The following is a 25,922-nucleotide window of genomic DNA, read 5'->3' on the forward strand; positions in this document are numbered from 1 at the left end:
GTGCGGCGCATGGGTACTAAGACAGAGGACGCGGCCGGGGCCAAGGATGCCGCCGGGACCGGGGAAGTGACCGGGGCCGAGGAGTCGGCGCCGGCGACGGAGGCGGCCGAGGTCGACGTCACGAAGTCCGGGGACAGCGCCGGCACGGAGGCGTCCGGCGACCTGGACGGAGCGGGGAGCACCGACGGCGCGGACGGCGTGGAGGACGCCGATGCCGACGACGTCGTGGTCGTGGCCGGGCCCGCCAAGTCCTCCGGGGTCGGCCAGGGCGCCGCCGCCGTGGTCTCCGCCGCGCTCGGCGTGATCGGCCTCTCCGGCGGCTGGCTCGGCACGGTCGCCGCCGCGCGCTCGAACATCGTCGGGCAGCTGGAGACCGCCCGGTCCGCGAGCGTCGCCAAGCAGATCCAGGTCCTGTACGGCGACTCCTGGAAGATCACCGCCCTGATCGCGGGCATCTTCGCGCTCTCGGCGCTGGTCACCGGCTTCGTGGTCCTGGTCAGGCCCGCGTTCGGCGCCCCCGGCCAGGAGCAGGCGCCGTGGATCAAGTCCGTGGCGTGGGCGGGTGTCGTGCTGGGCGTGATCGGACTGATCCTCGCCGTCGCCAAGTACTCGGACCTGCTGCTCGGCCTCCCGTCGGCACCTTCCTGAGTCATTCCGTACGTACGTAAGGCAGGGGCGGGTCAGGGGCTAAGGCCTCCGGCCCGCCCTTTGCCGTGCCTAAGGACCCCCGCCCGCAGGAGATGCGGCACTCGCCCGATGTGGGGGACCCCCCTGGGAGACGAGAGTGGAGACATCGCAGAGAGCGATGGCACCACCAACCATCCAAGGGGTACGAGATGTTCGAGTACGAGATGCACCAGATGCGCGCCGCCGAGCTGGCCCGCGAGGCCGACCGCCGCCACCTGATCCGCGAGATCCGCCGGAGCCACCGCGCCGAGGCCCGCCGCTCGACCGGCGACGAAGCCGAGGGGCGGGTGAGCGTGCCCCTTTGGAAGTCCCGCTTCACCCGGGCCGCCTGAGGTGACCCGAGCGGCGCCGGCGCCCGCGGCGCCGCCGGCCGGACGGGCGCGCGAGACGTCCTGCGCGGCGGTGACCGGTTCGCGGACTGCGGGTGCCGTGCCGTCCGTGCACTGTGCGATGCTCGCGGACGTGGAGACCAGGTCCGTCAGCCCGGTGTTCGTCGGCCGCGCCGACGAGTTGGGCGTACTGAACGAAGCGCTCGCCCGCGCCACGGGCACCCCGCTCGAAGGAGCCGGGGGCCCCGGCACGGGCGAGCCGCAGGCGTTGCTGCTCGGCGGTGAGGCGGGCGTCGGCAAGACCCGCCTCGTCGAGGAGTTCACCGAGGCCGCCCGGAAGCAGGGCGCCGTCGTCGCGCTCGGCGGCTGCGTGGAGATCGGGGCCGACGGCCTGCCGTTCGCCCCCTTCTCCACCGCCCTGCGCGCCCTGCGCCGACAGCTTCCGGACGAACTGGCCGCCGCGGCCGAGGGCCAGGAGGAGGAACTCGCCCGGATCCTGCCCGAACTGGCCGGCGCCGCCACCTACGGAAACGGCCACGGATACGGCGCCGCCAGCAGGTCCGACGAGCAGGACGTGGCCCGCCTGTTCGAGCTGACCGCCCGCCTCCTGGAGCGGCTCTCCCGTGACCGCACGGTCGTCGTCATCCTGGAGGACCTGCACTGGGCCGACGCCTCGACCCGCCATCTCCTCGCCTATCTCTTCCGCACCCTGCGCGGCGGCCGCCTCGTCCTGCTCGCCACCTACCGCGCCGACGACATCCACCGCCGCCACCCGCTGCGCCCCCTCCTCGCCGAGCTGGACCGGCTGCGCACGGTGCGCCGCATCGAGCTCGGCCGCTTCAGCAAGGACGAAGTCGCCCGCCAGATGGCCGGAATACTCGCGGCCGAACCCGAACAGGCCCTGGTCGACGACATATTCGACCGCTCCGACGGCAACGCCTTCTTCGTCGAGGAACTCGCCGTCGCCTCCCACGGCGGCAGCTGCGCGAGCCTGACGGACTCCCTGCGCGACCTCCTCCTGGTCCGTGTCGAGGAACTGCCCGAGGACACCCAGCGGGTGGCCCGGATCGTCGCCGAGGGCGGCTCCACCGTCGAGTACCAACTGCTCGCCGAGGTCGCCGGGCTCGGCGAGGACGAGCTGATCGAAGCCCTGCGGGCCGCCGTCGGCGCGAACATCCTGCTCGCCTCGCCCGAAGGCGACGGCTACCGCTTCCGGCACTCCCTGGTCCGCGAGGCCGTCAGCGACGACCTGCTGCCCGGCGAACGCTCCCGCATCAACCGCCGCTTCGCCGAGGCCCTGGAGGCCGACCCCTCGCTCGTCGCCGCCGACCAGCGCGCCGCCCGCCTCGCCACCTACTGGTACTACGCGCACGACGCCGCCAAGGCCCTGCCCGCCGTCCTGCGCGCCTCCGTCGAGGCCCGCCGCCGGCACGCCTACGCCGAGCAACTGCGCCTCCTCGAACGGGCGATGGAGCTGTGGGACGACGCCCCCGACGGCGTACGCGAGCAACTCCGCCCCGCCGACTACGTCGAGGGCTACCCCGCCTGCGGCTGCGACCCCGCCACCACCCCGCTGCACTTCCTGGACCTGATGGCCGAGGCCACCGTCGCCGGACGCCTCTGCGGCGAACGCGAGCGCGCCCTGAAGATCACCAAGCGCGCCCTGCGCCTCCTGGAGGGCGAGAACGACCCCCTGCGCTCCGCCTGGTTCTGGGTCTCGCGCTCCCGCCTCGTCTCCACCCTCGGCCGCGGCGACGGCTGGGACGAGATCGCGCGGGCCCAGGAGCTGATGCGCGGCCTGCCGCCCTCCGAGGTGCACGCCGACGTCCTCGTCCACCGCGCCTCCTGGGGCATGCTGCACGACCCGGGCCCGGAGACCCTGGCCGCCGCCGAACGGGCCGTCGAGTACGCCCGCATGGTCAAGTCCGGCACCATCGAACTCAACGCCCGCCTCACCCGTGGCAACCTCCTCATCGAAGCGGGCGACCCGGAGACCGGCCTCGCCGAGATGTACGAGGTCAGGGACCGCGTCGTCGAGCAGGGACTGGTCACCGACCTCAGCCGCGCCCACATCAACCTCCCCTCCGCCCTCGAAGGCGTCGGCCGCTCCGCCGAATCCGTCAAGGTCGCGATGGAGGGCATCGAGTTCTGCCGGAAGTACGGCCTGATGGACACCGAGGGCTGGGTGTGGGCCAACGCCGCCGAGTCCCTCCTGTCCCTCGGCCGCTGGGACGAGGCCGTCGAAGCCGTCGCCCAGACCCACCGCTGCGTGCAGAGCTCCAAGCCCCGGGGGTCCGCCGCCCAGTGCTCCGCACGCTTGGCGCTCTTCCGCGGCGACCACGACGCCGCGACCCGCCACCTCCAGGCCGCCTATCACCACTACGGCACCCACGACCCGCAGCCGCAGTACATCCTGCCGCTCGCCCGCATCTCCCTCGGGATCGCGGCGGCCGAGGGCCGCATCCTCGACGGCCGCGCCGAGGTCGAACGCGGTCTGGCATCGGGCCTCCCTTTCGGCACCTACAAGTACGGCTGGCCGCTCCTCCTGTCCGCCGCCGCGATGGAGGCCGACGCCCGCGGCCTGCCCGCCGCCGAGCCGGGCCGCCCCGCCGCCATCGAACGCATCCGCCGGGTCACCAAATCCCTCGCCACCCCCATCCCGCTCTGGCGCGCCTACGACGAGTGGACCCGCGCCGAACTGCTGCGCGCCGAGGGCCGCGACGGCCCCGCCGACTGGGCCGCCGTGGTCGCCGCCGTCGAACCCCTGGAGAGGCCCTACGACCTCGCCCACGTCCGCCTGCGCCTGGCCGAAGCGCTCCTGGCCACGGATGGCACCGACCGCGACGGCGCCGCCCGACTGCTGCGCCAAGCGTCCGAGGTGGCCGAACGGCTCGGCGCACGGCCGCTCACCGAGTCGATCACCGGGCTGGCCCAGCGCGCCCGCCTCACCCTGAACCCCGCCGAGGCCACCCGCGCCCCCGCCGCCCCGGCCGACCCCGCCGAGGCGCTCGGTCTGACCAGCCGGGAGCGGGACGTCCTGCGCCTGGTGGCCGTGGGCCGCAGCAACCGCCAGATCGCCGAGGAGCTCTTCATCTCCCCGAAGACGGCGAGCGTCCACGTCTCCAACATCCTCGCCAAGCTGTCCGTCACCGGCCGCGGCGAGGCCGCCGCGCTCGCCCACCGGCTGCGGCTGTTCCCACCGGGCCGAGAGACCACCGCGAGTCAGGAGGCCGCCACCTAGCCGCCGGCCCACCGCCGGCCCATCGGCCGCGCGGCAGCCTGCCGCGGTGACCTGCGCCTTTGTGGTCCCGGTCGGTTATCGGCGGCCTCGCTTACGCTTGACGACAGAGACTCGGCTCCAGGGAGGCGCAGTGTTCAACGCGATCGAGGCGCTCTTCGCGCCGGGGCGCAAGCACACCGACGACGAGCAGAAGCGTCTGGAGATGACCCGCGTCGACCTCGCCGACGGTGACCCCGGGCGCGGACCGATCGACCTGTCATCGGGCAAGGTGGTCGTACGCCCACCCGTCCCCTCGCCCCGCGCGGACGAGACGCCGGACCCCGCCGGGACGCCGGACTCCGACGAGCAGGCGGTCGCGCGCGGCTGACTCACTTCACCTCCACCTCCAGGATCTTGTCGTCGCCCTTCTCCGGTGTGCCCCGAGAGTCCGTCTCGTTCGTCACCAGCCAGAGCTTGTCGCCGCCCGCCGCGAGGACCGTGCGCAGCCTGCCGTACTCACCCTTGAGGAACGACTGGGGCTTCGGCTCGCCCTCCACGTCCCTCACCGGGATGCGCCACAACCGCTCACCCCGCAGGCCCGCCATCCAGACCGAGCCCTCGGCGTAGGCGATGCCGCTCGGTGAGGCCTCGGAGGTCTTCCACTGGGCGAGCGGGTCGCGGAAGCCCTCCTCGCCGGCCTTGCCTTCGGCCTTGGGCCAGCCGTAGTTCTCCCCGGCCTTGATCTCGTTCAGCTCGTCCCAGGTGTCCTGGCCGAACTCGGAGGCCCACAGCCGCTTCTGCTCGTCCCAGGCGAGGCCCTGCACGTTGCGGTGGCCCAGGGAGTAGACGGGGGAGTCGGCGAAGGGGTTGCCGGGAGCGGGCTCGCCGTCCGGGGTCAGGCGCAGGATCTTGCCGCCCAGCGACTTCTTGTCCTGCGCCAGGTCCGTGTCACCCGTCTCGCCCGCGCCCGCGTACAACATTTTGTCCGGGCCGAAGGCGATCCGGCCGCCGTTGTGGATCATGCCCTTCGGGATGCCCTTGAAGATCGTGTCGGGCGCGCCCAGCTGCTCGCCCGCGGGCTTCTTCTCGTCGTACAGCATGCGGGCGATGCGGTTGTCGGACTCCGTCGTGAAGTACGCGTACACCATGTGGTCCGAGGCGTAGGACGGGGAGAGCGCGAGGCCCATCAGGCCGCCCTCGCCGCCGGGGGAGACGCCGGGCACCGAGCCGAGCTCCGTCTTCTTGCCCGTCGTGCCGTCCACCCGGGTGATCGTCCCCTCGTCGCGCGAGGAGACCAGGAGGTCCCCGCCGGGCAGCGCGGCGAGGCCCCATGGGGAGGCGAGGCCCGTGGCGAGGGTGCGGGTGACCTTCGCCGAGCCCTTCTCCGGTGGGGGCTGGGCGCCCGGCTTTCCGGTGGGGGACTCGCTCTGCCTCCCCCGTTCGGAGGGGCTCTTGCGGTTGTCCGGCGCGTCCTCACCTCCCGACGAGCACCCGACCGCGAGGACGAGGGCGGCGGCAGTCAACACGGCCGTAACAGCAGGTCGTTGCACGATCAGGGTCCCTTCGACGCAGCGCTTCTCCTGTTCATACACCGCTCGGGCCCCGCAGGTTCCCATTCCGCCACCACGAGATCACGAGGCGCCCGCCATGGCCTCAGTCCCACGACCCCAGCGCCGCCGGCAGCGCCGCGATCTCCGCCAGGTCCGTGCCGGTCAGCCGCACCCCCGCCGCCCCGGCGTTCTCCACCGCCCAGCGCTCCCGCTTGGCCCCGGGGATCGGCACGACATGCCGGCCCTGGGCGAGCACCCACGCCAGCGCGACCTGCGCCGGCGTCGCCCCGTGCCGCTCCGCCACCCGGCGCAACCCCACCACCAGCGGCTGATTGGCGGCCATCATCTCGGCGGTGAAGCGCGGATGCCGGGCCCGCAGGTCGTCCGGCTCGAAGCCCTGACCGGGCGTCAGCGTCCCCGTCAGGAAACCGTTCCCCAGCGGCATCGCCGCGAGGAACCCCACCCCGCGCGCCACACACCACGGCAGCAGCGCCTCCAGCGCCTCGGGCGACCACACCGACAACTCGGCCTCCACCGCGCTCACCGGAAAGACCTGCTGCACCCGCTCCAGCTGGCGGATCGTCACATCGTGCAGCCCGGCCCCCGGCCGCCCCGGCGCCGGACGCCGATGCGAGCGCGCTCCCACCGCGCACAGCCCGAGGGCCCGCACCTTCCCCGCGGCGACGAGCTCGGCCATCGCACCCCATGTCTCCTCGATGGGCACCTCGGGGTCCGCGCGGTGCAGCTGGTACAGGTCGATGGTCTCGGTCTGGAGCCGCCGCAGCGACGCGTCGCAGGCCCGCTTCACATAGCCGGGGCGGCCGTTGGCGACGATGTGCTGCTCGCCCACGAGCAGCCCGCACTTCGTCGACACGAACGCCTCCGCACGCCGCTCCTTCAGCACCCGGCCGATCAACAGCTCATTGGTGAAGGGGCCGTACATGTCCGCGGTGTCGAGGAGCGTCACCCCCGGACCGGCGGCACCCGTGGCGTCCAGTGCGGCGTGCACGGTGCGCATCGACGCGTCGCCGCGCTGCTGTGAGCCGGTGTACGCCCAGCTCATCGGCATGCAGCCGAGGCCGACGGCGCCCACTTCGAGCGCCCCCGCGCCGATCGTCCTGCGCTCCACCTGGTCGTACCCTCCCGCCCCTCGTCCGGAGATCACCCAAACCTAACCGCTGCCGTCCCCGGCCCGAGCGCGGCCTCCCCGCGGGTGGCGCCGGGAGCGGGCGCACTAGCCTCCTGACCATGGCGAAAGATGTATGGCTTCCCTACGAAGCGCACGAGATCCAGGGGCTCCCCGACGCGTCCAAGGCGGGCCTCGTCTACCGCTATTGGGACGGCGGCCCGGACTTCCCCGCGGACCCGGCCGACTGCGCCTTCTACGTGGTGCCCTACCTCAAGGGCACGGAGATCTCCGTGCGCCCCCTGTCCGAGATGACGTCCGTACGCGTCGTGCAGACGCTGTCCGCGGGCATCGACCACATGGAGCCGGGGCTCAAGTTCCTCGCCCCAGGAGTACGGCTGTGCAACGCCCGTGGGGTGCATGAGGCCAGCACCGCCGAGCTGACCCTCGGCCTGATCCTCGCGTCCCTGCGGGGCATCCCGCGTTTCGTCGAGGGGCAGCGGCAGGAGGAGTGGCGGTCCGGGTTCTACCCGGCGCTCGCCGACAAGTCCGTACTCATCGTGGGCTACGGATCGATCGGTTCCGCCATCGAGGACAGGCTCACCCCCTTCGAGTGTGCGCGGGTGACGCGCGTCGCGCGCTCTGCCCGTGCCACGGAGCGCGGTCCCGTGCATCCGCTCGCCGAACTGCCGTCCCTGCTGCGCGAAGCCGACGTCGTCGTGGTCTCGACACCGCTCACCGAGGACACCCGAGGGCTGGTGGACGCCGGTTTCCTGGCCCGTATGAAGGACGGCGCGCTGCTTGTGAACGTGGCCCGCGGACCCGTGGTCGACACCGCCGCGCTCATCACCGAACTGGAGTCCGGCCGCATCACCGCCGCCCTCGACGTGACCGATCCGGAACCCCTGCCCGCAGGCCACCGCCTGTGGCACGCTCCTAAGGTGCTCATCAGCCCGCACGTGGGCGGTTCCACGTCCGCGTTCCTGCCCCGCGCCAAGCGCCTGATCGCCGCCCAGGTCACCAGATACGCCGCGCACGAGCCTCTTGACAACGTCGTCCGGACCACAGGCAGTTGATCGCCTGAGGTCGTTTCCTGCACGCTACGCGCTCGTATGCGTGCGCCCCGTGTTCGCTTGGGCCTTGATCGTCACGCAGCGTAGAGCGGCTATGTCCCTGTGTGACGATGCTGGTGTATTGTCCCGACAGGGGATGCGCCGTGGACCTTTCGGCGCCGGGGATGAGACGTAGGACAGCGAGGGGGGCGACGGGCGATGTATGGCCTATGGGCGGACGATCCGACGCGGCGGGAAAGCCGTCGCCGACTCTCGCGCACACCGGTCGGCAGGCGCCGGAGCGGCGCGGACCGCATGAGCGGGGGGCCCCGCGCCCCGCAGCGCCAGGACGGGTACGGCCGACGCACGGGGCGGACGGACATGGGGGCGGCGCGGACCAGGGCGGTCCGGTGAGCGCCCCGACGGCCACGACCGTCCTCGAAGCGGGCCCCTCCTCGGCCCCGCTGCCTCCGGGGACGCCGCCGGCCCGCCGCTCCCTGTCGGGCGGTCGCGGCCTGGTCTCCCAGTTCGCGCTGCTGCTGATCTGCGGCGCGTACGCGCTGGGCTCCGCGCTCGGCTGGGGTTCGGAGCGACTCGCCCTGATCATGGGCGACTTCGGGCTGAGCGTCGCCGCCGCGGCCGCCGCGGTCTCCTGCTTCCGCTACTCCCGGACCCGCCGCAGCCGGTTTCGACCCGCATGGCTGCTCTTCGCGGTTTCCTCCGCGATGGCGTCCCTCGGCAACGGCGTCTGGGGCTGGTACGAGGTCGTGCTCCGGCAGGAGGTGCCGAGCCCGGGTCTGGCCGATCTCTTCTTCCTGTGCTTCGCCCCGCCCGCCATCATCGGCCTTCTCGTGCTCGCCAAGCGCCCGGTGACCAAGGCGGGCTGGGGCTGCCTCGCCCTCGACTCGTGGCTGATCGGCGGCTCGCTCCTCACGCTCTCCTGGAGCCTCGCCCTCGCGCACACCGCCCACTTCGAGGGGCACAACGTCGCGCACGCCGCGCTCTCGCTCGCCTACCCGCTCCTCGACATCGCGCTGGTCAGCATGGTGCTGGCGTTGCACTTCAGAAGGTCATCGGCCAACCGCACCGCGGTGAACACCGCGATCGCCGCGCTCGCCCTGACCGTGATGTGCGACGCGCTGTTCACCTCGCCCCTGCTGCACGCGACGTACCGCTCCGGCCAGCTCCTCGACGCCGGCTGGTTCGCGGGCTCGCTGCTCCTCGCCTACGCCCCCTGGGCCGCGCCCTGGCGCCTGCGCGGGGAAGCGGGGACGGACCACGCGCGCGTGCCGGACGAGGTCCCCGAGGACGCGCGGGCCGCCGCCACCCGGCCGATCGCCGGATCGCTGGCCGCCCTCACGCCGTACCTCGCCGCGGCCGTCTGCACCTTGGGGATTCTCTACAACGTACTCAGCGGACGGAGCGTCGACCGCGTCGTGCTCTTCACGGCGGGCACCGTCGTGCTCGCCCTCGTCGCCCGCCAGGGCATCATGCTCCTGGACAACATCACCCTCACCCAGGAGCTGGCCCAGAAGGAGAACCACTTCCGCTCCCTGGTCCAGGGCTCCAGCGACGTCATCATGATCGCCGCCCCGAACGGCATCCTGCGGTACGTGAGCCCGGCCGCCGCCGGGGTCTACGGCCGCGACGCCGAAGAGCTCGTGGGATCCGAGCTCGCCTCGCTGATACACCCCGAGGACCTCGGCCGGGTCGTCCACGAGGTGCGCAGGTTCCTCGCCGCCAACCCCGTCGAGGAGCCCACCACCCGCATCGAGTGCCGCTTCAGGTCGGGCAACGGCGACTGGCTGAACGTGGAATCCACCGTCAACCGCCACCACGGCGGCCTGATCTTCAACAGCAGGGACGTCACCGAACGGGTCCGCCTCCAGGCGCAGTTGCAGCACAACGCCGAACACGACCCGCTCACCGACCTGCCCAACCGCGCGCTGTTCACCCGGAGCGTCAGCCAGGCCCTGACCGGCCGCAGAGTGACCGACCGGGGCACGGCCGTGCTCTTCATCGACCTCGACGGCTTCAAGGCCGTCAACGACACCATCGGCCACCAGGCCGGTGACGAACTGCTCATCCAGGCGGCGCGCAGACTTCAGGAGGCGGTGCGTTCGGGCGACACCGCCTCCCGGCTCGGCGGCGATGAGTTCGCGGCTCTCATCGTCGGCGACGGGACCAGGGACCAGGCCGCCAGGGAGCAGCACATCTACGAACTCGCCGACCGGCTGAGGATCACCCTCTCCCAGCCCTACGCCATCGACGGCAACGACGTACGTGTCGCGGCGTCCATCGGAGTGGCGTTCGCCGAACCGGGCATCGGCGCCGGGGAGCTGCTGCGCAACGCCGACCTCGCGATGTACCGCGCCAAGGCGGCGGGCAAGGGGCGCGTCGAGCTGTACGCCCCCCAGATGCAGGCCGACGTCGTCCGCAAGGCGGAGCTCGCCACCCGGCTGCGCTCCGCCCTGCACGACGGCGAGTTCGCGCTGCTCCACCAGCCGGTGGTCTCCCTCGACGACGGCCGGATCACGGCGGTCGCCGCGCAGGCGCGCTGGCGCTCGGCGCAGGGCATACTCTTCACGCCCGCCGAGTTCCTGCGGGGCTCCGAGGCCGGGGACGGCCGGGGGGGCGACCGCACGGCCGAGCTCGGCCGCTGGATGCTGGAAGAGGCCGTCGAGCAGGCAGCCGAGCGCGGACGCACCGGCCACGCGGTGCCGGTGGCCGTCCGGATGAGCGCGCGCCGCCTGCTGGACCGCTCCATGCCCCTCGGCTCCATCGAGGCGCTTCTGACCCGCCACGGGCTGCCCTCCGGGGCGCTCATCATCGAGCTGGCCGACAACGACCCCCGGGTCTCGCTGGACGACCTGGAGCGCCGCCTCACGGCCCTGCGCAGGCTCGGCGTACGCATCGCCCTCGACGGCTTCGGCAGTGGCTACGCCGCGATCACGGCGTTGCGCCGCCTCCCCGTGGACGTGCTGAAGCTGGACCGCAGCCTGATCGAGGGCGTCGTCGAGTCCGCGCGGCTGCACAAGATCACCGCCGGTCTGCTGCGCATCGCGAACGACCTCGGGCTGCTCTCCGTGGCCGAGGGCGTGGACCTGCCCGAGCAGGTGGTCGCCCTGCGCGCGATGGGCTGCACGCACGGGCAGGGCGTGGCCTTCTCCGGGCCGCTCGACGAGTACCGGCTGCGCCGGGCGCTCTCCCTCGGCGAGTACCCGGTGCCGCGCGGCCCGGCCGAGCCGGTGCTCGCGGGCGGCCCCGCGGGCACGACGTACGTGGGCGGACCCGCCGGGGTCTTCGCCGGCGGGCCCCCCGGGGCCTACGCGGGCAGCCCGCCGGGAGCCTTCGCGGGCGGGTCCACGGGGACGTACGCGGGGAGCTCCCCGGCGACGTACGCCACCGGCCTCTCGGCCTACGCCCGTTCACATAATGAGACCCCCATCCCACCTACTTGACAGGCACTGCGTGCCGGGGGGAGGGTCAATGCCATGCGCACCCGAATTCTCGTACTTGGAAAGCGCGTCGGCTGAAGCTGGGACCGACCGGTCCGAACACCGGATCCCAGCGACCGCACCCGGCGCGCTCCCCTCGCTTGCCTCACGGCACGAGGGGTTTTTTGTTGCACTGGCACCCGCCAAACCCCTGCAAAACCCCCGCAAAAACCCTCAGCTTCGAGAAGAGAATGCCGATGACCGAGCAGGCCACCGGGGCCCACCATCCGCAGCCGCGGCCCCGATCCTCTGGACAGCACTCCGCCCCCGTCGAGCACGTCACGGGTGCGCAGTCCCTCATTCGTTCTCTCGAGGAAGTCGGGGCCGACACGGTGTTCGGCATCCCCGGCGGCGCCATCCTTCCCGCGTACGACCCGATGATGGACTCCACCCGGGTGCGGCACGTCCTGGTCCGGCACGAGCAGGGCGCGGGCCACGCCGCCACCGGCTACGCCCAGGCCACCGGCAAGGTCGGCGTCTGCATGGCGACGAGCGGCCCCGGCGCCACCAACCTGGTCACCCCGATCGCCGACGCCCACATGGACTCCGTCCCGATGGTCGCGATCACCGGCCAGGTGGCCTCCAAGGCCATCGGCACGGACGCCTTCCAGGAGGCGGACATCGTCGGCATCACCATGCCGATCACCAAGCACAACTTCCTGGTCACCAAGGCCGAGGACATCCCGCGGACCATCGCCGAGGCCTTCCACATCGCCTCCACCGGCCGCCCCGGCCCCGTCCTCGTGGACATCGCCAAGGACGCCCTCCAGGCCCGGACCACGTTCTCCTGGCCGCCGCAGATGGACCTGCCCGGCTACCGCCCGGTGACCAAGCCGCACGCCAAGCAGATCCGCGAGGCCGCCAAGCTCATCACCGCGGCCAAGCGCCCGGTCCTGTACGTCGGCGGCGGCGTCCTGAAGGCCCGGGCCACCGCCGAGCTGAAGGTCCTCGCCGAACTGACCGGAGCGCCCGTCACCACCACCCTGATGGCGCTCGGCGCGTTCCCCGACAGCCACCCGCTGCACGTGGGAATGCCGGGCATGCACGGTGCGGTCACCGCCGTCACCGCGCTGCAGAAGGCCGACCTGATCGTCGCCCTCGGCGCCCGCTTCGACGACCGCGTCACCGGCAAGCTGGACAGCTTCGCGCCCTTCGCGAAGATCGTCCACGCCGACATCGACCCGGCGGAGATCGGCAAGAACCGCGCCGCCGACGTGCCGATCGTCGGTGACGCCCGCGAGGTCATCGCCGACCTCGTCCAGGCCGTCCAGGCCGAGCACACCGAGGGCCACACGGGCGACTACTCCGCCTGGTGGAACGACCTCAACCGCTGGCGCGAGACGTACCCGCTCGGCTACACCCAGCCCGAGGACGGCTCGCTCTCCCCGCAGCAGGTCATCGAGCGCATCGGGCAACTCGCCCCCGAGGACACGATCTTCGCGGCGGGTGTCGGCCAGCACCAGATGTGGGCCGCGCACTTCATCGAGTACGAGAAGCCCGCGACCTGGCTCAACTCCGGCGGCGCCGGGACGATGGGCTACGCGGTCCCGGCCGCGATGGGCGCCAAGGCCGGTCAGCCCGGCCGCACGGTGTGGGCCATCGACGGTGACGGCTGCTTCCAGATGACCAACCAGGAGCTCACCACCTGCGCCCTGAACAACATCCCGATCAAGGTCGCCATCATCAACAACGGCGCCCTCGGGATGGTGCGCCAGTGGCAGACGCTGTTCTACAACCAGCGTTACTCCAACACCGTCCTGCACAGCGGTCCCGAGGACATCGGCCCCAACAAGGGCACGCGCGTCCCGGACTTCGTGAAGCTGTCGGAGGCCATGGGCTGCGTGGCGATGCGCTGTGAGCGCCCCGAGGACCTCGACAAGGTCATCGCCGAGGCCAACGCCATCAACGACCGCCCGGTCGTCGTCGACTTCATCGTCCACGAGGACGCCCAGGTCTGGCCGATGGTCGCCGCCGGCACCTCGAACGACGAGGTCATGGCCGCCCGCGGGGTCCGCCCCGACTTCGGCGACAACGAAGACGACTGAGACCGAGAGCGAAAGAGAGACCACGAGCCATGTCCACCAAGCACACGCTCTCCGTCCTGGTCGAGAACAAGCCCGGCGTCCTCGCCCGGATCACCGCCCTGTTCTCGCGCCGCGGCTTCAACATCGACTCCCTCGCCGTGGGCGTCACCGAGCACCCCGACATCTCCCGCATCACCATCGTGGTGAACGTCGAGGACCTGCCGCTCGAACAGGTCACCAAGCAGCTCAACAAGCTCGTCAACGTCCTGAAGATCGTCGAACTGGAGCCGGGCGCCGCCGTGGCGCGCGAACTGGTCCTCGCCAAGGTCCGCGCCGACAACGAGACGCGCTCCCAGATCGTCGAGATCGTCCAGCTCTTCCGCGCCAAGACCGTGGACGTCTCCCCGGAGGCCGTCACCATCGAGGCCACCGGCAGCAGCGACAAGCTGGAGGCCATGCTCAAGATGCTGGAGCCCTTCGGCATCAAGGAGCTCGTCCAGTCCGGCACCATCGCGATCGGCCGCGGCTCCCGCTCCATCACGGACCGCAGCCTGCGGGCGCTCGACCGCAGCGCCTGACCCCGGGGCCTTCCCGTATCCGCGGTCCTCTCGGATACCGAGACCCCTGAACTTCCCTCACTGAACCCGCCGTACGGTGGGACGCAACACCAGCACACATAGGAGATTCCCAGTGGCCGAGCTGTTCTACGACGACGACGCCGACCTGTCCATCATCCAGGGCCGCAAGGTCGCGGTCATCGGCTACGGCAGCCAGGGCCACGCCCACGCGCTGTCGCTCCGTGACTCGGGTGTCGACGTCCGCGTCGGTCTGCACGAGGGCTCCAAGTCCAAGGCCAAGGCCGAGGAGCAGGGCCTGCGGGTCGTCACGCCGTCCGAGGCGGCGGCCGAGGCCGACGTCATCATGATCCTGGTGCCGGACCCGATCCAGGCCCAGGTCTACGAGGAGTCCATCAAGGACAACCTCAAGGACGGCGACGCGCTGTTCTTCGGCCACGGCCTGAACATCCGCTTCGGCTTCATCAAGGCCCCCGAGGGCGTCGACGTCTGCATGGTCGCCCCCAAGGGCCCAGGCCACCTCGTCCGCCGTCAGTACGAGGAGGGCCGCGGCGTCCCGTGCATCGCGGCCGTCGAGCAGGACGCCACCGGCAACGGCTTCCCGCTGGCGCTCTCGTACGCCAAGGGCATCGGCGGCACGCGCGCGGGCGTCATCAAGACGACCTTCACCGAGGAGACCGAGACCGATCTGTTCGGCGAGCAGGCCGTGCTCTGCGGCGGCACCGCCGCGCTGGTCAAGGCGGGCTTCGAGACGCTGACCGAGGCCGGCTACCAGCCGGAGATCGCCTACTTCGAGTGCCTCCACGAGCTGAAGCTGATCGTGGACCTCATGTACGAGGGCGGCCTGGAGAAGATGCGCTGGTCGGTCTCCGAGACCGCCGAGTGGGGCGACTACATCACCGGCCCGCGGATCATCACCGACGCCACCAAGGCCGAGATGAAGAAGGTCCTCGCGGAGATCCAGGACGGCACGTTCGCCAAGCAGTGGATGGACGAGTACCACGGCGGTCTGAAGAAGTACAACGAGTACAAGACCCAGGACGAGAACCACCTCCTGGAGACCACGGGCAAGGAGCTGCGCAAGCTCATGAGCTGGGTCAACGACGACGACGCGTAAGTCGTACGGCACAGGGCCGGGGCGCAAGCCCCGGCCCTTGTCCACCCCGTCCAGCCACGGACGGGTGATCCTTCCGCAGAGGCGCATGCTGATCCGTTCGGCGCCACTATGCTTCTGTTCAACATTCGCGTCGGGCCCACAGCGTCGTGCGTCTTCCACGCGGCTAAGCGACTCCGCCTGCGGCCGTCGGGACGGCCGTCCGCAAGGGACTTGTGAGGACTCACGTGAGCACTGCTGCCACCGGCAAACCCGTCGTACTCATCGCTGAAGAGCTGTCGCCGGCCACTGTCGACGCCCTGGGCCCGGACTTCGAGATCCGGCAGTGCAACGGCGCGGACCGCGCCGAGCTGCTGCCCGCCATCGCCGACGTCGACGCGATCCTGGTCCGCTCCGCGACCAAGGTCGACGCCGAGGCCATCGCCGCCGCCAAGAAGCTGAAGGTCGTCGCCCGCGCCGGCGTCGGCCTGGACAACGTCGACGTGTCCGCCGCCACCAAGGCCGGCGTCATGGTCGTGAACGCCCCGACCTCGAACATCGTGACGGCCGCCGAGCTGGCCTGCGGCCTGCTCCTGGCCACCGCGCGCAACATCCCCCAGGCCAACTCCGCCCTGAAGAACGGCGAGTGGAAGCGCTCCAAGTACACGGGCGTCGAGCTGGCCGAGAAGACCCTCGGCGTCGTGGGCCTCGGCCGCATCGGCGCCCTCGTCGCCCAGCGCATGAGCGCCTTCGGCATGAAGGTCGTCGCCTACGACCCGTACGTGCAGCCCGCCCGCGCCGCCCAGATGGGCGTGAAGGTGCTGTCCCTGGACGAGCTCCTCGAAGTCTCCGACTTCATCACCGTGCACCTCCCCAAGACGCCCGAGACCCTCGGTCTCATCGGCGACGAGGCGCTGCACAAGGTCAAGCCGACCGTCCGCATCGTCAACGCCGCGCGCGGCGGGATCGTCGACGAGGAGGCGCTGTACTCCGCCCTCAAGGAGGGCCGCGTCGCGGGCGCCGGTCTGGACGTGTACGCGAAGGAGCCCTGCACGGACTCCCCGCTCTTCCAGTTCGACCAGGTCGTCTGCACCCCGCACCTCGGCGCCTCCACGGACGAGGCGCAGGAGAAGGCGGGCATCGCCGTCGCCAAGTCGGTGCGTCTCGCCCTCGCCGGTGAGCTCGTGCCCGACGCGGTGAACGTCCAGGGTGGCGTCATCGCCGAGGACGTCCGCCCCGGCCTGCCGCTCGCCGAGAAGCTCGGCCGCATCTTCACCGCCCTCGCGAGCGAGGTCGCGGCCCGCCTCGACGTCGAGGTGTACGGCGAGATCACCCAGCACGACGTCAAGGTGCTCGAACTCTCCGCGCTGAAGGGCGTGTTCGAGGACGTCGTCGACGAGACCGTCTCCTACGTGAACGCGCCGCTGTTCGCCCAGGAGCGCGGCGTCGAGGTCCGCCTCACCACCAGCTCCGAGTCGCCCGACCACCGCAACGTGGTCACGGTGCGCGGCACGCTCGCCGACGGCGAGGAGATCGCCGTCTCCGGCACCCTGGCCGGGCCGAAGCACCTCCAGAAGATCGTCGCCATCGGTGAGTACGACGTCGACCTGGCGCTCGCCGAGCACATGGTCGTCCTGCGGTACGCCGACCGCCCCGGCGTCGTCGGCACCGTCGGCCGCGTCCTCGGCGAGGCGGGCATCAACATCGCCGGCATGCAGGTCGCGCGCGCCGATGTGGGCGGCGAGGCCCTCGCGGTCCTCACCGTCGACGACACGGTCCCGCAGTCGGTCCTGACCGAGCTGGCCGCCGAGATCGGCGCGGAGTCCGCGCGCGCGGTGAACCTCACGGACTAGGGGTTAGGGGCCCTGGAGCTTCGGGCCCCGTCATCACCGGCTTCGCCGAGTTCGTCCTCAGACGCCGGACGGGCTGGATGTGCCGGACGGGCTGGACGTGCCGGACGGGCTGGATGTGCCGGGCGGGCCGGGGGATATTTCCCCGGCTCGTCCGGCTTTTTTCGTGCGCAACGCCCCCGCCGCCACGGTCGCCGCCGCCAGCAGGATCACCGCGCCGGTCAGCGCCGCGGCGTGCATGCCGTTGGTGAACGCCTCGCGCGCCGTCGTCAGGAGCGTGTCCGCCGCCCGCCCCGGCAGGTGGTGGGCGGCGGACACCGCGCCGCCGAGCGTCTCGCGGGCCTCGGCCGGTGCGGAGCCGGGAATGGCGTCGCGGTAGACCGCGTTGCCGATGGAGCCGAGAAGCGCCATGCCCATCGCGCCGCCGAACTCCTGTCCGGTCTCCAGGAGTGACGAGGCGGAGCCCGCCTTCTCGACCGGGGCGGCGCCGAGCGCCAGGTCGGTCAGTTGCGAGCCGACGACGACCGAGCCGCAGGCCATGACGCCCGCGCCGGCGAGGACCACCCACAGGGAGTCGGTGCCGGCCAGGGCGAGCAGACCGCAGCCACCGGCGGCGACGACGAAACCGGCGGCCACGACGTGCGCACGGTCCACGCCGCGCCGCACCAGCGCGGTGGCGACGGGCGCCGCGAAGCCGATCGGCACCGAGGGCAGCAGCGCCCAGAGCGCGGCCTCGACGGCGCTCTTGCCGAGGACGGACTGGAGGTACTGGGTGGTGAAGTACGTCGAGCCCATCACCGCCAGGGCCGAGACGAGGTTCAGCGAGACGGCGGCGCCGAACGTACGGCCGCGCCCGCGGAAGAGGTCCGGCGAGATCATCGGCGAGGCGGTGGTGCGCTGGCGGTGGACGAACAGGGCGGCGAAGACCAGGCCCACGGCCACCGAGGCGACGTACTCGGTCCGGATGCCCTCGGCGGCCGTCTCCTTCAGGCCCCAGACCAGCGGCAGTACCGCGGCCATCGACAGTGGCACGCTCAGCAGGTCGAAGCGGCCCGGCGCCGGGTCCTTGGACTCCGGGATCAGCAGGGGCGCGAGGAGCAGGAGCACGACCATCGCGGGCAGGTTGACCAGGAAGACCGAGCCCCACCAGAAGTACTCGACGAGGACGCCGCTCATCACCGAGCCGAGCGCGATACCGGCGATCAGGACGCCGGACCAGATGCCGATCGCCGTCGCGCGCTGACCCGCGTCGTGGAACATGGCGCGCACCAGCGCCATGGTGGACGGCATCAGGGTGGCGCCGCCGATGCCGAGCACCGCGCGGGCCGCGATCAGCGTCTCGGCACTGTCGGCGTACGCGGCGACGACCGAGGCGGCGCCGAAGGCCGTGGCCCCGAACAGCAGGAGCCTGCGGCGGCCGATGCGGTCGCCGAGCGAGCCCATCGTCATCAGCAGTCCGGCGAGCACGAACGCGTAGATGTCGAAGATCCACAGCTGCTGGGTGCCGCTGGGGTCGAGGTCGGCGCTGATCTGCGGTATCGCGAAGTACAGGACGGAGACGTCCATCGAGACCAGCAGCAGCGGAAGCATCAGGACGGCGAGGGCGGTCCACTCCTTGCGGGTGGCACGGGCGGGAGCGTGCGGGTTCGTCTGCATGGCGGCGACTGTACGGATGTCTTATACGGGTGTCTAGTACGGTCGTATAAATCGGCCGTGTAAGACGCGGGTATGGGACACCTGTATGGAACGGCTTAGGCTGCCCGCATGGGACACCGTGAAGATCTGCTCGAAGGGGCCAAGCGCTGCCTGCTGGAGAAGGGGTTCGCGCGGACGACGGCCCGCGACATCGTGAAGGAGTCGGGGACGAACCTCGGGTCCATCGGCTACCACTACGGGTCGAAGGACGCGCTGCTCGCGCAGGCGTACATCGCGCTCATCGAGCCGGTGGCGGACGATTTCGAGAGTTCGCGGATCGAGGGGAGCGCGGGCAAGGGGAGTCTGGAGCGGTTCCAGGAGGTCTGGGGCCATCTCATCCGCTCGGTCCCCGAGGCGCGGCCCATCTGGATGATGACGCTGGAGGTCATCACCCAGGGCGAACGCCTGGCGGGTATCCGCGAGTTGCTGATCGAGGCGCAGAAGCAGGGGCGCAGCGGACTCGCGGCGCTGTTCACCGGCATCGAGGAGAGCGCGCTCCCCGACGACGTGCTGGAGAGCGAGGGCCGCTTCTACACCACGCTGCTCAACGGCCTGATGGTGCAGTGGCTCTTCGACCCGGACTCGGCGACCACCGCCGAGCAGCTGACCGAGGGGCTGCGGCGGGTGATGGAGCGGGCGCGGGGCGAGGCCTGAAACGGGTGCGCGCACCCGGCGGCCGGCCGAGGTGCGGCCGCGGGTGCGCGCGAGGGGAACGCCGTGTGGGCGACTACCAGTCCATGCAGGTGGCCGGGACGTAACCCCTGATGTTGTAGTCATTCGGCATGACGTACAGCTCCGAGACCACCGCAGCGGCAGTTCGTTACCCGCCCCTGTGAGTTCCGCTTGATCGTGAGCAGTGGTTCCTGCGGAAACTCCGGAATCCCCGTGTGATGCGCAACGTGCATGAAGGCTGTTCGCACGAAATCCAAGGAGGGCGTCTGCTCCTTCTTCTTCGGTTCGGCCTCTCCCGCGACAGCTGATGTGTTCGACTGTCAGGCAGCGTGGGGGTGGCACGTTCCGACTTCTCGGGGAGGCATCTGATGCAAGGTCTGACGCGGGTGCCGCTGGAGGGCGGCGGAGTGATCCTGTTCGAAGCCGGGCCGGAACTGGAACTCGGCGGGCCAGTGAAGGCGGGGCGGGTCGGGGATGCGATCCGTGAGCTGCCGCAGACACTGCAGGCCGCTCTGGTGCCGGTTCGGGAGACCGCGCGGGTGGTACTGGAGCACTTGAAAGAGGCGGGGCCGGACGAGGCCGAGGTGGAGTTCGGGGTCAATCTCTCGTCGGAGGCCGGCGCCGTCATCATCAAGAGCGGCGCAGCCGTTCACCTGAAGATCCGGTTGCTCTGGAAAAAGGATGAGCCCGCGCCCGCCGCGGGAGACGCCGGAGCATGAGGGCCGATGAAGGCCTGCCGGCAGACGGAGGCCGCAACCGCTCCGTGGGGGCCGCCCCCCACCCGACAACCCCCGGTGAGGCACCTGGGTCCATGCCGGATTCGGTGGTCCAGGTACTGGCAACGGACGGCGAGGTGGCCGGGGCGGGTTTCCTGGTTGGTGAGAGTGTCGTCGTCACCTGTGCGCATGTCGTGCGCGCGGCCGGACAGGTACCGGGCGGCCGGGTGGAACTCGCCTTCCCGCACCTGCCGAGTGCGCCGCGGGTGTGGGGTGAGGTACCAGCAGAGCAGTGGCGGAAACCGGAGGCCGAAGACATCGCCTTCGTGGAGCTGAGCAGTGTTCCCACAGGCGTACGGGCGTTACCGCTGGGGTCGGGGGCGGGGTGCCAGGGGCACAGGGTCTCCTCGTTCGGGTTCCCCGCCCAGGCGCCCCCCGGCGGCCATTTCGGCTTCGGCACGGTCGGTGATCTGTTGCCCGACAGCACCGGTACGGGCGAGCTGTTGCAGCTGACGGGGGCCAACAGCCTGACGACCGGGTTCAGCGGCGGGCCGGTCGTGGACGGGGCGACCGGGCTGGTGATCGGCATGGTTACTGCCATCACCACTCCTGACGCCCACCTGAGGGGGATGGGCATCGCGTATGCCACGCCGGTCGATGTGCTGCGCCAGGTCCGGCCCGAGCTGGCTGAGCACGAGGTGTGCCCGTACCTGGGGCTGGAGCCGTTCACCGCTGGGGACGTCGGCTGGTTCCATGGCCGCGACGCGGCGGTGGAGGAGGTCTTGGAGGCGCTTGGAGGGCATCGGCGGATGCTGATGCTGCTGGGCTCCTCCGGAGCAGGAAAGACCTCTTTGGTCAACGCAGGTGTGTTGCCCGCCCTGGCCGACGGGGCGCTCCCGGGCAGCGACCGCTGGCTGCCCGTGGTTGTTCGGCCCGGTCCGGACTTCTTCGCGGAACTGGACGGTGCGGGGTTGCCCGGCGCTGCCACCGTCGGCCTGACGGCGGCGGTCGAGGCCCGCCTCGCGGCGGAGCCCGACTTCGATCGACTGCTGCTGGTCGTCGACCAGTTCGAGGAACTTCTCACGCAGCCGGGCCCCGCATCCGGTGGCGGGGCGTCCGAAAGGCGGCAGAGCGCGGCAACTCAACTCGTGGAGCTGAGTGACTCCCCGGTCGCCGTGACCATTCTGCTGATCATGCGTAACGACTTCTATGCTCCCCTCGACGCCTTCGCCCCTCATCTCATGCGAGCCGCCTTTCCCGGACTGCTGAACGTGCCCGCGACCGTGAGCCGCCGGGAACTCGAGGCGATTGTCACCAAGCCGGCCGAGGCCGTCGGCCTGCGTATCGAGAAGGGCCTGACCGAGCGGATCATCAACGACGTTCTCGACGCCGAGTCCACGGGGCGGCAGGCACCGGTGACCCTGCTGCCGCCCTTGGAGCTCGCTCTGCGGGAGCTGTGGCGGCGCCGTGAGGACGGTCGGCTGACTCACGCCGCGTACGAGAGAACCGGCCAGGTCACCGGCAGCATGACCACGTGGTGCGATACGGCTCTCAATCAACTGCCCGCCGATCAGCGACCCATGGCGCAACGGCTCCTGACCTCGCTGGTCCGGCCCGCTGACGAGTCGGGCGGCATCCCCGCCACACGCCACCTCGTCCCTCTCAGCCGTCTGCGCTCCCTGGTGGTCGACGCCCACCGGGGAGGTCCGGACGCCGAGACCGCCTTCGAAGCAGTGCTGGCATCCCTCACCCATTACCGGATCGTCATCACCGGAGTCACCACCACCCGTGGTGAGACTGCGGGGGAACCGGCGGCCGAACTCATCCACGACGCGCTCGTCCGGGACTGGGCCGGCCTCCGTGAGTGGGTCGCCCGCGATCAGCGGTTCCACCTCTGGCTGCACCGTGTCGCCGAACATCAGATCCGCTATTCCCGCAGTGGCCTGCCAGGTGATCTTCTGGACGGTTCCCTACTGGCCGAAGGCCTGCAGTGGGTCGGACAGCGGCCGCTGCCGGCCGATGTCTCCGCGATCGTCACGGCCAGTCGGCGCCACCACCAAAGAACCATCCGTCGCACGCGGCGCATCAACGTCGCTCTCATCGTCCTGGTCGTCCTCGCACTGGTCGCCACGGGCATCGCTTTCCAGCAACAGCGCAGCGCCGCCACCGCAGAGCGGCAGGCCCTGTCCCGGCAGCTCTCCGCCCAATCGGCAAGCCTCCTCACCGAGAACGCCGATCTCGCGTTGCTGTTGGCCGTCCAGGCGTATCGCGTGAGCCCCACGGCCGAGGCGATCGCCAGCCTTCAGAGCGCATCCCAATTCCCTCTGACACGGAGTTTCGGTGTCCCCAAGGACGCCCACTCGGTGGCCTTCGACCCCCACGACGGAAACACCCTCGCGATTGCTCGCGACACCGGTGTGCAACTACGGGATGCGGCAACCGGTGAAACCTTGCGCACCTTCACCTACGGCGACACCGTTAAGTCAATTGCGTTCGACCCCAAAAACAGTCGATTCCTTGCCATTGCCGGGTCCAAGGGGGTGCAGATCAGGGACACGGTCACTGGGAAAGTTCTAAGAACCGTCGCTCGCAGCAAGAGTATCACCGCTGTAGCCGTGGATTCGAAGGGGAATGCCTTAGCCACGGGAAGCGTCGACGGCGAAGCCGAATTGTGGGACATAAGCACCGGGAGTTTTATCCGGAGATTCGACTTCTCAGAAGCTTCGTTAATCGGGACCATCGAATCTGTGGCCTTCAGCCCCAATGGGCGCACGCTTGCCGCAGGTAACGATTTGGCCTGGCTATGGGATGTCGCGACCGGAGAAGTGTTGTCGAGCGAATCTCCGGGGGAGGACTCCGAAGGGTCCGCGGCATCTGTCGCGTTCAGCCCTGACGGAAAGAAGCTCGCGACCGGACCCGGCGGAGCGGTGGGAGGGAAGGCGAAGCTGTGGGATGCCACCATCGGTCTGAGCACGGCCACCCTGGACGCCACCGGCTTCGTCTCGGTGGCGTTCAGCCCGGACGGCAGGACCGTGACCACCAGCGGCGAGAGCGGAGTCCAATTGTGGAACTCGGCAACCGGCCAGCTCCAGACCACTCTCAGCCGCACACCTTTCGGTTCCGTCACGTTCGGCCCGGACGGGCGCACTCTTGCCGCCATTGACGAAGACCGCGCCATGGTGCGGATCTGGAACACCGGCATCCACCAGGCCCGTGGCGTTCTTCCCTGTACCGAAAGCAACTGGGTGACTTTCAGCTCGACCGGGAAGACATTTGCCACCGTTCCCTCAACCCCTGCCTACAGCACAGGCCCCTCAATGAGCGCTGTAACGCTGTGGGAATACCACTCGGAGCAATTCCCTAAAAAGCGACGGTGTGACAGCGAAGGCGCATATGCCGGCCGCCCCTTGGGGCGCCTCACGCCGCAGGGCAGCCCTTTCGGCGGCTCGCCGGCGAAGTTCAGCCCCGACGGTCGCCTCGTCGCGACCGGGCCGACCTACGCAAAAAAAGAAGTGAATAATGAGGTACACCTGTGGAGTGCGGTCAGCGGCGAGAGCAAGAAGCTCCCTCCGGGGACCGCGGCTCTTGCCTTCCACCCCAAGGTTGCCCGCACACTGGCCATTTCCAACAGTGTGGACGTCCGGCTGTGGGATCTGAAAACTCATAAGGCTTCGGCTCTGCGGGGGTCGGACGGCGAGACCGTCCTGGAGTTCGGCCCGGATGGGAAAACCCTGGCCACCTGGGCAGAGGGCAAGGGGGCCCGCATCTGGGACCTGGGAACCCAAAAGGCCTGGACCCTTGCGGAAACGGACGACGAGACCGTCCTGGAGTTCGGCCCGGACGGAAAAACCCTGGCCACCTGGGCAGAGGGCAAGGGGGCCCGCATCTGGGACCTGGGAACCCAAAAGGCCTGGACCCTTGCGGAAACGGACGACGAGACCGTCCTGAAGTTCGGCCCGGACGGAAAAACCCTGGCCACCTGGGCAGACGGCAAGGGGGCCCGCATCTGGGACCTGGGAACCCAAAAAGCCTGGACCCTTCCGGAAACGAAGGGCGAGACCGACTTGGAGTTCGGCCCGGACGGAAAAACCCTGGCCACCTGGGGAGCCGACAAGGGAGTCCGGTTATGGGATGCGGAGTCTCGAAAGGGCCGGGCGCTCAAGGGAACAAGCAGCAGCGGCAGTGTGGCATTCCATCCGAAGGACAGCCGCATCCTGGCCGTCCAGACCGATCGTGACGTGCTGCTGTGGGACATCACCATCGACCACGTCTGGGCCACCCTGCATGACAGTGGCACCACGAACGGCCTGTTCTTCAGTCCGGACGGGCGTACTCTCGCCACCAGTGACAGCAACTCGACCCCGGTTCGACTGTGGGATGTCCACCTTCCGCGTCCCGCCGAGTCGATTCGGAAGATCTGCAAGGCAGTTGTCCGCGATCTCACCCAGCAGGAATGGTCGCTGTACCTGCCGGGTCAATCCCCAAGACCTGTCTGCGACTCATGACGACCACCCGGGCTGTCCCGTAATCACAGTCGTGACGACTTCAGGACCATGTGCAGCAGCAGCCGGTCCTCGCCCTCGTCCAGGTCCAGGCCCGTGAGCTGCTCCACGCGCGAGAGGCGGTAGTAGAGCGTCTGCCGGTGGATGCCCAACTCCGCCGCCGTGCGGCCCGCCTGGCCCGCGCAGTCCAGGAACGCCTCGGCGGTGCGGGCCAGTTCGCGGTGGGCGGGGGACAGCAGCGCGCGGGCCACCGGATCGTGCGCCGCCTCCGGGGGCAGGGCCGTGAGGAGCCGGTAGGGACCCACGTCCGACCACTGCGCCACCGGCCCGAAGCGCCGTTCGGCGAGCGCCGCGCGGGCCGCCCCGGACGCCTCCCACCAGGCGGCGCCCAGGTCCTCCAGGCCCTGCCGGGCCCCGGCGATCCCGGCGGCACTCCCGGCAGCGGCGCCCCGCGCGGTCTCCAGGAGGCGCGCGGCCGCGGTGTGCGCGGGGGAGAGCACGTCGGCCGAGCGGAGGCGGACCAGCGCCGCGAGGGACTGGCCCGTCGTGCCCCACGGCACCGTGCAGATCGCCGCGGCGGACGGCACCGTGCGGACGGCGGGGGCGGCCTCCGGGTCGGCGGACGGCCAGGGGGCCACGCACACCACCGCGTGCAGCCCGTCGGCGCCGGAGCCCAGAGCGGTGCGCAAGGAGGCCACCGCCATGTCCCGCTGCCAGCCGCGCTCGGCGGTCAGGACCGCGCGGAACTCCCGGGTCAGATCGGCGCCCGCCTGCGCCTCGTCGGCCAGCAGCGCGCCGATCCTGGCCGTCACCTCCATGGCGGCGCCCAGCTGCCGCTCGGTCGGGCCCGGCTCGTCGTCGAGCAGCCATACGTACCCCAGGGCGAAGCCCCGATGGCGCACCGGCAGGCAGATCCGGCCCCGCAGGACGCCCGCCTCGGGGGTGGGCGGGATGCGGACCGGGCCGGTGGCGCGGGTGATGCCGAAGCCCTCGAACCAGGCGCGGACCTCGGCCGTGGAGCGGCGCGTCAGGATCGAGCGGGTGCGGACCGGGTCGAGGGCGGTCGCGTCGAAGCCGCTGTCCCCGTCGCCCCCGCCGTCGTGCGCGCCGAAGGCGATCAGCTCGAAATCGCGGTTCTCCAGGGTCGCGGGAGCGCCGAGCAGCGCCGAGATCTCGTCGACCAGTTCTTGGTAGTCGCCCTTCACCTGTCCATTCTCGCCCAGGGCGCCCGGTTTCTCAGACATCTGTATGAGATCCAGGGCACGGATGCGTGACAGGTGTCGATGGTTCGGGGCGGGGGTGATCCTTAGATTTCACGGTGGTTCTCCGTGCCG

Annotated in this window: 17 protein-coding genes; 13 read left to right on the top strand and 4 right to left on the bottom strand. The window is 70.7% G+C overall.

What is annotated here, in order from left to right; all coding sequences use genetic code 11:
* The first annotated feature begins 9 nt into the window (after positions 1-9).
* From KKZ08_RS27150 to KKZ08_RS27165, 4 genes are all read left to right on the top strand, one after another.
* Positions 10-648, top strand: a complete 639-nt coding sequence (locus KKZ08_RS27150) for a hypothetical protein (RefSeq protein WP_223776925.1) — start codon at positions 10-12, stop codon at positions 646-648.
* Positions 649-836: 188 nt separating this feature from the next.
* Entirely contained in the window at positions 837-1,019 is a 183-nt protein-coding gene (locus KKZ08_RS27155; protein WP_223776926.1) for a hypothetical protein, read from the top strand.
* A 118-nt stretch (positions 1,020-1,137) separates the two neighbouring features.
* Complete coding sequence (locus KKZ08_RS27160; protein WP_223779211.1) at positions 1,138-4,257, top strand: LuxR family transcriptional regulator; 3,120 nt, start codon at positions 1,138-1,140, stop codon at positions 4,255-4,257.
* A 130-nt stretch (positions 4,258-4,387) separates the two neighbouring features.
* Positions 4,388-4,624, top strand: a complete 237-nt coding sequence (locus KKZ08_RS27165) for a DUF6191 domain-containing protein (protein WP_223776927.1) — start codon at positions 4,388-4,390, stop codon at positions 4,622-4,624.
* Position 4,625: 1 nt separating this feature from the next.
* Here the strand turns inward: KKZ08_RS27165 and KKZ08_RS27170 are convergent, their stop codons facing one another.
* The gene (locus KKZ08_RS27170) at positions 4,626-5,852 is read right to left on the bottom strand and encodes a PQQ-dependent sugar dehydrogenase (protein ID WP_223776928.1); all 1,227 of its coding nucleotides are present in this window, start codon (positions 5,850-5,852) and stop codon (positions 4,626-4,628) included.
* A 37-nt stretch (positions 5,853-5,889) separates the two neighbouring features.
* Entirely contained in the window at positions 5,890-6,915 is a 1,026-nt protein-coding gene (locus KKZ08_RS27175) for an aldo/keto reductase (RefSeq protein WP_223776929.1), read from the bottom strand.
* 119 nt (positions 6,916-7,034) lie between these two features.
* Between KKZ08_RS27175 and KKZ08_RS27180 the strand changes: the two genes are divergently transcribed.
* The 6 genes from KKZ08_RS27180 to serA all read left to right on the top strand — a co-directional run bounded on the left by KKZ08_RS27180 (position 7,035) and on the right by serA (position 17,006).
* Entirely contained in the window at positions 7,035-7,988 is a 954-nt protein-coding gene (locus KKZ08_RS27180; RefSeq protein ID WP_223776930.1) for a 2-hydroxyacid dehydrogenase, read from the top strand.
* Positions 7,989-8,374: 386 nt separating this feature from the next.
* The gene (locus KKZ08_RS27185) at positions 8,375-11,425 is read left to right on the top strand and encodes an EAL domain-containing protein (protein ID WP_223776931.1); all 3,051 of its coding nucleotides are present in this window, start codon (positions 8,375-8,377) and stop codon (positions 11,423-11,425) included.
* A gap of 233 nt (positions 11,426-11,658) precedes the next feature.
* Complete coding sequence (locus KKZ08_RS27190) at positions 11,659-13,506, top strand: acetolactate synthase large subunit (protein ID WP_223776932.1); 1,848 nt, start codon at positions 11,659-11,661, stop codon at positions 13,504-13,506.
* A 29-nt stretch (positions 13,507-13,535) separates the two neighbouring features.
* Positions 13,536-14,063, top strand: a complete 528-nt coding sequence (gene ilvN, locus KKZ08_RS27195; protein WP_030785263.1) for an acetolactate synthase small subunit — start codon at positions 13,536-13,538, stop codon at positions 14,061-14,063.
* A gap of 112 nt (positions 14,064-14,175) precedes the next feature.
* Positions 14,176-15,177, top strand: a complete 1,002-nt coding sequence (gene ilvC, locus KKZ08_RS27200) for a ketol-acid reductoisomerase (protein WP_127909881.1) — start codon at positions 14,176-14,178, stop codon at positions 15,175-15,177.
* Between the two features lie 224 nt (positions 15,178-15,401).
* A complete protein-coding gene (gene serA, locus KKZ08_RS27205) occupies positions 15,402-17,006 on the top strand; it encodes a phosphoglycerate dehydrogenase (RefSeq protein ID WP_223776933.1) in 1,605 nt (534 codons plus the stop codon).
* Between the two features lie 57 nt (positions 17,007-17,063).
* On the opposite strand, the gene KKZ08_RS27210 is transcribed toward serA, so the two are convergent.
* A complete protein-coding gene (locus tag KKZ08_RS27210) occupies positions 17,064-18,659 on the bottom strand; it encodes an MFS transporter (RefSeq protein WP_223776934.1) in 1,596 nt (531 codons plus the stop codon).
* 108 nt (positions 18,660-18,767) lie between these two features.
* Here KKZ08_RS27210 and KKZ08_RS27215 point away from each other — a divergent pair, with 108 nt between their 5' ends.
* From KKZ08_RS27215 to KKZ08_RS27225, 3 genes are all read left to right on the top strand, one after another.
* Positions 18,768-19,352 (top strand): TetR/AcrR family transcriptional regulator, encoded by a 585-nt coding sequence (locus tag KKZ08_RS27215; protein ID WP_223776935.1) that lies wholly within the window; start codon positions 18,768-18,770, stop codon positions 19,350-19,352.
* A 386-nt stretch (positions 19,353-19,738) separates the two neighbouring features.
* Complete coding sequence (locus tag KKZ08_RS27220; protein WP_223776936.1) at positions 19,739-20,089, top strand: CU044_2847 family protein; 351 nt, start codon at positions 19,739-19,741, stop codon at positions 20,087-20,089.
* Between the two features lie 92 nt (positions 20,090-20,181).
* The gene (locus KKZ08_RS27225) at positions 20,182-24,591 is read left to right on the top strand and encodes a trypsin-like peptidase domain-containing protein (protein ID WP_223776937.1); all 4,410 of its coding nucleotides are present in this window, start codon (positions 20,182-20,184) and stop codon (positions 24,589-24,591) included.
* Positions 24,592-24,614: 23 nt separating this feature from the next.
* Here the strand turns inward: KKZ08_RS27225 and KKZ08_RS27230 are convergent, their stop codons facing one another.
* Positions 24,615-25,832, bottom strand: a complete 1,218-nt coding sequence (locus KKZ08_RS27230) for a helix-turn-helix domain-containing protein (protein ID WP_223776938.1) — start codon at positions 25,830-25,832, stop codon at positions 24,615-24,617.
* Between the last annotated feature and the right edge of the window lie 90 nt (positions 25,833-25,922).

The organism is Streptomyces sp. 135, from assembly GCF_020026305.1.
Classification (GTDB): Bacteria; Actinomycetota; Actinomycetes; order Streptomycetales; family Streptomycetaceae; genus Streptomyces.

Coding starts and splice junctions, on each gene's coding strand:
- KKZ08_RS27150 (WP_223776925.1), top strand. CDS start 10: ATGGGTACTAAGACAGAGGACGCGGCCGGGGCCAAGGATGCCGCCGGG.
- KKZ08_RS27155 (WP_223776926.1), top strand. CDS start 837: ATGTTCGAGTACGAGATGCACCAGATGCGCGCCGCCGAGCTGGCCCGC.
- KKZ08_RS27160 (WP_223779211.1), top strand. CDS start 1,138: ATGCTCGCGGACGTGGAGACCAGGTCCGTCAGCCCGGTGTTCGTCGGC.
- KKZ08_RS27170 (WP_223776928.1), bottom strand. CDS start 5,852: ATGGGAACCTGCGGGGCCCGAGCGGTGTATGAACAGGAGAAGCGCTGC.
- KKZ08_RS27180 (WP_223776930.1), top strand. CDS start 7,035: ATGGCGAAAGATGTATGGCTTCCCTACGAAGCGCACGAGATCCAGGGG.
- KKZ08_RS27190 (WP_223776932.1), top strand. CDS start 11,659: ATGACCGAGCAGGCCACCGGGGCCCACCATCCGCAGCCGCGGCCCCGA.
- ilvN (WP_030785263.1), top strand. CDS start 13,536: ATGTCCACCAAGCACACGCTCTCCGTCCTGGTCGAGAACAAGCCCGGC.
- KKZ08_RS27210 (WP_223776934.1), bottom strand. CDS start 18,659: ATGCAGACGAACCCGCACGCTCCCGCCCGTGCCACCCGCAAGGAGTGG.
- KKZ08_RS27215 (WP_223776935.1), top strand. CDS start 18,768: ATGGGACACCGTGAAGATCTGCTCGAAGGGGCCAAGCGCTGCCTGCTG.
- KKZ08_RS27220 (WP_223776936.1), top strand. CDS start 19,739: ATGCAAGGTCTGACGCGGGTGCCGCTGGAGGGCGGCGGAGTGATCCTG.
- KKZ08_RS27225 (WP_223776937.1), top strand. CDS start 20,182: ATGCCGGATTCGGTGGTCCAGGTACTGGCAACGGACGGCGAGGTGGCC.
- KKZ08_RS27230 (WP_223776938.1), bottom strand. CDS start 25,832: ATGTCTGAGAAACCGGGCGCCCTGGGCGAGAATGGACAGGTGAAGGGC.